Origin of the sequence: Asaia bogorensis (genome assembly GCF_900465345.1) — a bacterium.
In the GTDB taxonomy this organism is placed as follows: Bacteria; Pseudomonadota; Alphaproteobacteria; order Acetobacterales; family Acetobacteraceae; genus Asaia; species Asaia bogorensis_A.
In genome coordinates this window covers 104,803-111,599 of record NZ_UEGO01000028.1, presented here as the reverse complement: position 1 = coordinate 111,599, position 6,797 = coordinate 104,803, and the positions used below count along the sequence as shown (strand labels likewise).

Annotated in this window: 8 protein-coding genes, 1 tRNA gene, 1 rRNA gene and 1 pseudogene; 5 read left to right on the top strand and 6 right to left on the bottom strand. The window is 58.7% G+C overall.

The annotated features are described in order from the left end of the window. Positions 1–22: 22 nt before the first annotated feature. Both rrf and ED655_RS09790 read left to right on the top strand, forming a co-directional pair. A 5S ribosomal RNA gene (rrf, locus tag ED655_RS09795) occupies positions 23–137 on the top strand. Between the two features lie 35 nt (positions 138–172). Beyond that, positions 173–249 (top strand) — tRNA-Met (locus ED655_RS09790). Positions 250–379: 130 nt separating this feature from the next. Here ED655_RS09790 and ED655_RS15580 read toward each other — a convergent pair. The 6 genes and pseudogenes from ED655_RS15580 to ED655_RS09760 all read right to left on the bottom strand — a co-directional run. Next, positions 380–526, bottom strand: a pseudogene (locus tag ED655_RS15580) (IS3 family transposase); the annotation flags it as partial. Between the two features lie 110 nt (positions 527–636). After that, complete coding sequence (gene arsH / locus ED655_RS09780) at positions 637–1,335, bottom strand: arsenical resistance protein ArsH (RefSeq protein ID WP_077929752.1); 699 nt, start codon at positions 1,333–1,335, stop codon at positions 637–639. 23 nt (positions 1,336–1,358) lie between these two features. Continuing rightward, the gene (locus ED655_RS09775; protein WP_077929753.1) at positions 1,359–2,654 is read right to left on the bottom strand and encodes an arsenic transporter; all 1,296 of its coding nucleotides are present in this window, start codon (positions 2,652–2,654) and stop codon (positions 1,359–1,361) included. Then, positions 2,654–3,076 (bottom strand): arsenate reductase (glutaredoxin), encoded by a 423-nt coding sequence (arsC, locus tag ED655_RS09770; protein WP_077929754.1) that lies wholly within the window; start codon positions 3,074–3,076, stop codon positions 2,654–2,656. Before arsC ends, ED655_RS09775 begins: the two co-directional genes overlap by 1 nt. Further along, positions 3,073–3,426 carry an ArsR/SmtB family transcription factor gene (locus tag ED655_RS09765; RefSeq protein WP_077929755.1) on the bottom strand — a complete coding sequence of 118 codons (354 nt, stop codon included), beginning with the start codon at positions 3,424–3,426 and terminating at the stop codon, positions 3,073–3,075. The genes arsC and ED655_RS09765 overlap by 4 nt, the downstream gene beginning before the upstream one ends. 73 nt (positions 3,427–3,499) lie before the next feature. Further along, positions 3,500–4,195 carry a VIT1/CCC1 transporter family protein gene (locus tag ED655_RS09760; RefSeq protein WP_077929756.1) on the bottom strand — a complete coding sequence of 232 codons (696 nt, stop codon included), beginning with the start codon at positions 4,193–4,195 and terminating at the stop codon, positions 3,500–3,502. Positions 4,196–4,390: 195 nt separating this feature from the next. On the opposite strand from ED655_RS09760, the gene ED655_RS09755 reads away from it, so the two are divergent. The 3 genes from ED655_RS09755 to chrA all read left to right on the top strand — a co-directional run bounded on the left by ED655_RS09755 (position 4,391) and on the right by chrA (position 6,758). Then, entirely contained in the window at positions 4,391–4,987 is a 597-nt protein-coding gene (locus ED655_RS09755) for a cytochrome b (RefSeq protein ID WP_077929757.1), read from the top strand. 19 nt (positions 4,988–5,006) lie between these two features. Then, a complete protein-coding gene (locus ED655_RS09750) occupies positions 5,007–5,393 on the top strand; it encodes an RcnB family protein (protein ID WP_240993598.1) in 387 nt (128 codons plus the stop codon). Between the two features lie 138 nt (positions 5,394–5,531). Further along, the gene (gene chrA / locus ED655_RS09745) at positions 5,532–6,758 is read left to right on the top strand and encodes a chromate efflux transporter (RefSeq protein ID WP_077929758.1); all 1,227 of its coding nucleotides are present in this window, start codon (positions 5,532–5,534) and stop codon (positions 6,756–6,758) included. Positions 6,759–6,797 lie beyond the last annotated feature (39 nt).

Sequence of the window (6,797 nt, the reverse complement as noted above, 5' to 3'; positions counted from 1 at the left end):
AGTTGTCGGGTGGATCAGAAGACCTGGTGGCTATGGCGGGAGACTTCCACCCGATCCCATCCCGAACTCGGCCGTGAAACGCCCCAGCGCCTATGATACTGCATCTCAAGATGCGGAAAAGTCGGTCGCCGCCAGGTCCCCTGATCCACCCCACAAAACACACCACCACCCCCGCGGGGTGGAGCAGCCCGGTAGCTCGTCAGGCTCATAACCTGAAGGCCGCAGGTTCAAATCCTGCCCCCGCAACCAGTGAATAAGCGTCTGAAAAGACTAAAGAAAAGCCACCCAGAAGGGTGGCTTTTTTTGTGCCCAATTCCTCGCGCAGGAAACACATAGGAAACAAACGGAAAAGTAATCAGGCGCGTTTTTGTCGGTTTTCACGTTCGCGTGATGTATCAATGAACGCATTGTCCGTCGGTTTGCCGGGTCGGGGGAAGTCCAGCGTGACATTGTTGACATAAGCCCCTAGATCCAGATCGCGCGAAACGAATTCCGAGCCCTGGTCGACCCGGATCGTCTTCGGGTAGCTCCGTCTTGAACGTCGCGATGCACTGATCGTTGATGGTGGCAATGTTGTTCGATTTGGGTGATCGCGCAAGAAATGCTGGAAAAATAGGATGCTCATCTTTCCAGTTTTCAGAGATTTTCCGGCAGTTTGAAAGCTTCGCATCGCTCGCTATAGCGGTCGGTTAGATAATCGGTCCGATCCCGCAGCAGCCACGTAAATTTCATCAGCTCTTCCATGACATCCACCACGCGGTCGTAGAGTGGTGACGGTATCATGCGGTCATCATCGGCGAATTGCGTATAGGCCATCGGCACGCTGGACTGGTTGGGAATTGCGAACATCCGCATCCAGCGTCCCAGAACCCGTAGGGCATTCACCGAATTGAAGCTCTGCGATCCGCCGGAGACCTGCATGACCGCCAACGTACGCCCCTGCGTCGGACGAATAGCCCCTTCGGACAGGGGCAGCCAGTCGATCTGGTTTTTGAAAACAGACGTGATGGTACCGTGTCGTTCAGGGCTGCACCAGACCTGCCCTTCCGACCAGATCGAAAGCTCGCGCAGTTCCTGAACCTTGGGATGGGTGACGGGTGCTGAGTCCGCCACCGGAAGGCCAGTCGGATTGAACACTCGCGTCTCTGCTCCCAGCAGTTTCAGGATACGTTCTGCTTCCAGCACAAGCAGGCGACTGAAGGAGCGGGAGCGCAGGGAGCCATAAAGCAGGAGGATACGTGGTGGATGCTCAACACGTGGCTGAGGCTCAAGTTGAGCAAAATCGACCTGCTTAAGATAATCTGAATTAAGGGCAGGTAGGTCAGGAGCAGTCATAGCGTCATCGGTTCCTTTAATCGTCATGGCTGTTTCACGACGGGCAGCCAGCAGGCGAGCGCAGCAAGCGTAATCAGTAGGACGGGCGGCGTGAGGACCAGCCCGACCTTCATGTATTGCCCCCATGTGACCCGATAGTTTTTGGAGGCCAGCACATGCAGCCACAGCAATGTTGCCAGACTGCCGATCGGGGTGAATTTGGGGCCGAGATCGCAGCCGATGACGTTGGCGTAAACCATCAGGTCACGGGTCAGTGGCGTGATGTCCTGCGCCTGCCCGATCGCCAGTGCGCCGACCAGCACACTGGGCATGTTGTTCATGACCGAGGACAGGATAGCCGCCACAAAACCGGTGCCGATCGTGGCGATAAACGGCCCTCGGTGGCCAAGCCAGACCAGGGCTGTCGCCAGATAATCGGTCAGCCCGGCATTACGCAGCCCGTAAACCACCAGATACATGCCCAGTGAGAAAATCACGATCTGCCACGGCGCACCGCGCAGCACGCGGCGGATGGGAATGACACCACCATATCCCGCGACCCCCAGCAGGGTGCCGGCGGCCAGGCAGGCCACGATACAGACCGGGATATGCAGCGGGGCGGTCAGGAAATAGGCGGCCAGAACCAGGGCCAGCAGGGGAAAAGCCGCGCGGAACACATGGCGGTCACGAAGGGTCGTGGCAGGTGCGGGCAGTTCAGTAACGGGGTAGGTCTGGGGCACCTGCCGCCGATAAAAGAGCCACAGCACGGCAAGTGTTGCACCAAGGGCGGCCAGATCGACCGGGACCATGATCGCGGCGTAACGGTCAAACGGAATGCCGAAGAAATTGGCGCTGACGATGTTCACCAGATTGGAAATCACCAGTGGCAGGCTGGTGGTATCCGCGACGAAGCCCGTGGCGATGATAAAGGCCAGGGCGGCGGCGGGGCTCAGGCGAAGCTGGGTCAGGATGGCGATGACAATGGGCGTGAGCAGCAGGGCCGCGCCATCATTGGCGAACACGGCCGCGATGGCCGCACCCAGCACCACGATCAGAGGAAACAGCGTGCGGCCCCGACCCTTGCCCCAGCGCACCACATGCAGGGCGGCCCAGTGGAAGAACCCGGCCTCATCCAGCAGAAGCGAGATGATGATCAGTGCGATAAAGGTAAAGGTCGCGTCCCAGACGATGTGCCAGACGACGGGGATATCGTGCCAGTGGATCACGCCTGTCGCCAGGGCAACAGTGGCACCAGCCATCGCACTCCAGCCGATGCCCAGACCGCGCGGCTGCCAGATGACGAATACGAGCGTGGCAATGAAAATAACAAGGGCTAGCATCAGACGATCCGCTTTCCGGCCTCATCCACGATCTTCTCCCCATCCTCTTTGGAGAATGCGCCACGCTGCGAAGAAGGAAGGATATCCAGCACCGTCTCGGACGGGCGGCAGAGCGCGACACCGAGCGGGGTGATGACGATGGGCCGGTTGATCAGGATCGGATGCGCCATCATGGCGTCGATCAGCGCATCGTCGCTCAGGGCTGGATCATCAAGGCCGAGTTCGTGATAGGGCGTGCCCTTTTCGCGCAGGATCGCGCGCACCGGTACCCCCATGCGGCCGATCAGATCGACCAGTTCGGCGCGACTGGGTGGGGTTTTCAGATATTCGATGATCCGGGGCTCCTCGCCGCTGTTGCGGATCAGCGCCAGCACGTTGCGCGACGTGCCGCAGGCCGGGTTGTGGTAGATCGTAATGGTCATGGGCAGGATTCCGGGGACGGACAGCAGGAGGACAGGGTCGCGACCAGGGGCGCGCAGAGTTCGGGACTGCCCGCACAGCAGTCCCTAACCAGGAAAAGCATCAGGTCGCGCAGGCGTGCCAGGCAGGCGCGATAGACGATCAGTCGGCTGTAGCGCTGTGAGGTCAGCAGGCCAGCGCGTGTCAGGGTGGCGAGATGGGCCGATATGGTGTTCTGCGGCAGATCGAGCTGACGGGCGACTTCACCGGCAGGCAGGCCGTCCGGTTCATGGCGCACCAGCAGACGAAAAATTTCTAGTCGCGTAGACTGCGAGAGGGCATTGAGCGCGGCGATGGCAGAATCGGTATCCATATATCAACTATCATGGATATATTGGGCGGGGTCAAGGGCGCTACACAGGTCTCACTTGACACCTGTTTCTGCGTTACACGCCGAACAGGTGTCCGATGCCGCCGGTGACGATCATTGCCATAATACCCCAGAACGTCACGCGCAGCGCCGGGCGCAAAGGGGCTGCGCCACCGGCGACTGCACCAACGATACCTAGAACGGCGAGAACCACGACGGATGTCAGGGAGACACTCCAGGACACCCAGGCCACGGGGGCCAGAACAGCCGCCAGAACGGGCAGCACCGCCCCTGACGAAAAGGCAGAAGCCGAGGCGAAGGCCGCCTGGATGGGTCTGGCCGCTGTGGCTTCCGAAAGGCCCAGTTCATCTCGGGCATGAGCGCCGATGGCATCATGCTGCATGAGGGCGACGGCCACCTTGTGGGAGAGATCTGCATCCAGCCCACGCTGCTGATAGATCCCTGCCAATTCAGTCACTTCTCCGTCCCAGTCCGTGGCCAGTTCCTGTTTTTCACGGGCGATGTCGGCTTGTTCTGAATCCCGCTGGGAGCTGACCGAAACATATTCCCCGGCCGCCATGGAGAGGGCGCCAGCCACAAGCGCGGATAATCCTGCGATGAGGATACTGCCGTGTGTCGCGTGAGAACTGGCAACACCAACAATCAGGCTTCCGGTGGAGAGTGTTCCATCATTAGCGCCGAGGACGGCGGCGCGCAACCAGCCCAGTTTCTCGACAGCATGACGTTCAGCGAGAGGATGAAGTCGCGACATAAGATTATCCGTTAGCAATCTGAATTGTGTTCACGAATAGGTCTTCAATTTCCGCATGACAACAAATAATTAATTCTAATACTGAGAGTTATTTTCAATAGAATTTATTATTTATCATTCCTGTTTGTTCAGGTTCCTGTCAGGTTTGGTGTGATATGAACTACAGTTTCTTCACCATTATCTGGGAGAAGGTGCATGCCTGACGCGATGCCGGATATCACGCAGACCCTGCGCTATGACAGGCCGACGATCGTCCTTCATTGGGCGACTGCCTTTCTGGTGCTGTTTCTGTTCGCTCTTGGCGAAAGCTGGGGCTGGCCTGCAAAACCGATTCACCATCTGATGGTCGTTGCGCATCTGACAGCGGGTATCCTGCTGACGGCAATCATGGGGTTCCGCATTGCCTGGCGCCTGACGAAAGGCCGGCATCTATCGGACCTTCTGCGGCCGCTCGACCGTCTCTTTGCGCTGGGCGTGGAATATACGCTCTATGTCCTGCTTCTGGCTGAAATCGTGCTCGGCTACCTCTGGCGATGGGGGGCAGGGCAGGCCATGAGTTTTTTCGGCCTCCTGATGCCCACACCATTTGTTCGCTTCCCCGTGCCACTTCTCCATTGGATTCAAAACATCCATCACTGGAACGCATGGTTGATTGTCGCGATTGCCACAGCGCATGGCATGGCGGCGATTTTCCATCAGGTCATTCTGAAAGACGGTGTTTTAGGACGTATGCTGCTGCGTGGAGATCAAGGCTGTTCACACAAAAGCCGTAAGGCCGTGCTTTCTTCCTGAACTTCATATGGAGGTGCCTATGACAAAACGATTCACGACAACTCTCCTGTCAGTCAGTCTGCTTATGACCTGTTCCGCTGCCTATGCAGACCCTCCCTGGGCACGCGGCGAGCATGATCATGGTGGTCATGACCATCATGGTGGGGGACATGGCTATGGCCACATGAAACACTGGCAGAGAGGCGACTATTATTCCGGTCCGCGTGAGCAGCGCTGGATGGTCAGTGACTGGCGCGGGCGGCGGGGACTCTGGGCACCTCCCGCGGGTTACTACTGGATGCAGTCAGGCGGACAGTATCTTCTGATGGCCGCAGCGACCGGCCTTATAGCAGGGGTTGTTGCTGCGACCGTTGGTTCCGCAGCGCCAGCCTATCCGACAGCACCGGGTTATGTTCCGCCTTATTGAGGGAGAGATAATTACGATTCTTCGCTAGATTTATGTAGACTTTTTGTGATTGATGAAGTCGATCATGCCAGCCTGACGCTCTTAAAATGCGCATGATATCTGTCTCGCACCTATCCGGAAGACAAAGGGGCCAACCCGATGACCATCGTGCCCTTCGGCGCAGCGCCAGAACGTCAACGGATAGCCGCAGCATGGGAAGTGCTGTTCATCTTCCTCAGGCTGGGCGTTACCTGCTTCGGCGGACCGATCGCGCATATCGGGTATTTCCGTGACGAATTTGTCGTCCGGCGCCGGTGGCTTGATGAGCGCGCCTATGCGGATCTCGTGGGACTCTGTCAGTTTCTGCCCGGCCCGGCGAGCAGTCAGGTGGGATTTTCCATTGGCCTGATGCGGGCGGGCTATCTTGGTGGCGTCGCCGCGTGGACCGGCTTTACTCTGCCTTCGGCGTTCGCCCTTGTTCTCTTTGCCTATAGCGCGAGCGCACTCGAGGGGCCGATTGGCCTCGGCCTTTTGCATGGATTGAAGCTCGTCGCCGTGGCAATCGTCGCACAAGCCGTGTGGGGCATGGCACGAACACTGTGTCCGGATCGGGTCCGTGGTTCCATCGCGGTGATAGCCGCACTCATCATTCTTTTTGTCACCTCGCCCTTTGCCCAAATCGGCGCTATTGCCCTCGGGGGCGTTGTCGGCCTGTGGTTCTGTCGCGCTCTTCCGACGTCGGACAGCGGACATGTCGCCGTGCCCGTATCGCGCCGTGTCGGGGCTGCTGCGCTTCTGGTCTTTGTGGTGTTGCTCTTCGCTCTCCCTATTCTCGGAGGCCATGGCGCGCCTGGGGGATTTTCACTGTTCGATGCCTTCTACCGGTCTGGCGCACTCGTGTTTGGCGGCGGTCATGTGGTGCTGCCATTGCTCCATGAAGCCTTTGTGACACCAGGTCTGGTCAGTGACGACGCCTTTCTTGCCGGTTATGGCGCTGCACAGGCGGTTCCGGGACCACTCTTCACGTTTGCCGCCTATCTCGGTGTGATCGTCAAGTTGCCACCCCACGGTGTAGCGGGTGCCTTCCTGGCTCTGCTCGGCATCTTTCTGCCAGGGATCCTGATCCTCATCGGGGTATTACCCTTCTGGGATTCCTTGCGTAGTCGTCCAGCAGCACAGGCGATCATGCGAGGTGTCAATGCCGCTGTGGTGGGCCTGCTGGGCGCTGCGTTGTACACGCCGGTCTGGACGAGCGCCGTCAAATCGTCGGGCGATTTCGGGCTTGTGCTTGTCGGCTTTGTTTTACTGACAGTCTGGCGGGCGCCCCCGCTGGTCGTGGTCGCTATCAGTGCAGTGGGAGGAATTGTTTTGGGACAAGCTGCGTAGTGAAAAGTCAGGCATGGACTCTACGGTCAAAGTGAAATG

Bases quoted from the DNA above. Each gene is read 5' to 3' on its own strand.
- arsH (WP_077929752.1), bottom strand. From the start codon at position 1,335: ATGACTGCTCCTGACCTACCTGCCCTTAATTCAGATTATCTTAAGCAG.
- ED655_RS09775 (WP_077929753.1), bottom strand. From the start codon at position 2,654: ATGCTAGCCCTTGTTATTTTCATTGCCACGCTCGTATTCGTCATCTGG.
- arsC (WP_077929754.1), bottom strand. From the start codon at position 3,076: ATGACCATTACGATCTACCACAACCCGGCCTGCGGCACGTCGCGCAAC.
- ED655_RS09765 (WP_077929755.1), bottom strand. From the start codon at position 3,426: ATGGATACCGATTCTGCCATCGCCGCGCTCAATGCCCTCTCGCAGTCT.
- ED655_RS09760 (WP_077929756.1), bottom strand. From the start codon at position 4,195: ATGTCGCGACTTCATCCTCTCGCTGAACGTCATGCTGTCGAGAAACTG.
- ED655_RS09755 (WP_077929757.1), top strand. From the start codon at position 4,391: ATGCCTGACGCGATGCCGGATATCACGCAGACCCTGCGCTATGACAGG.
- ED655_RS09750 (WP_240993598.1), top strand. From the start codon at position 5,007: ATGACAAAACGATTCACGACAACTCTCCTGTCAGTCAGTCTGCTTATG.
- chrA (WP_077929758.1), top strand. From the start codon at position 5,532: ATGACCATCGTGCCCTTCGGCGCAGCGCCAGAACGTCAACGGATAGCC.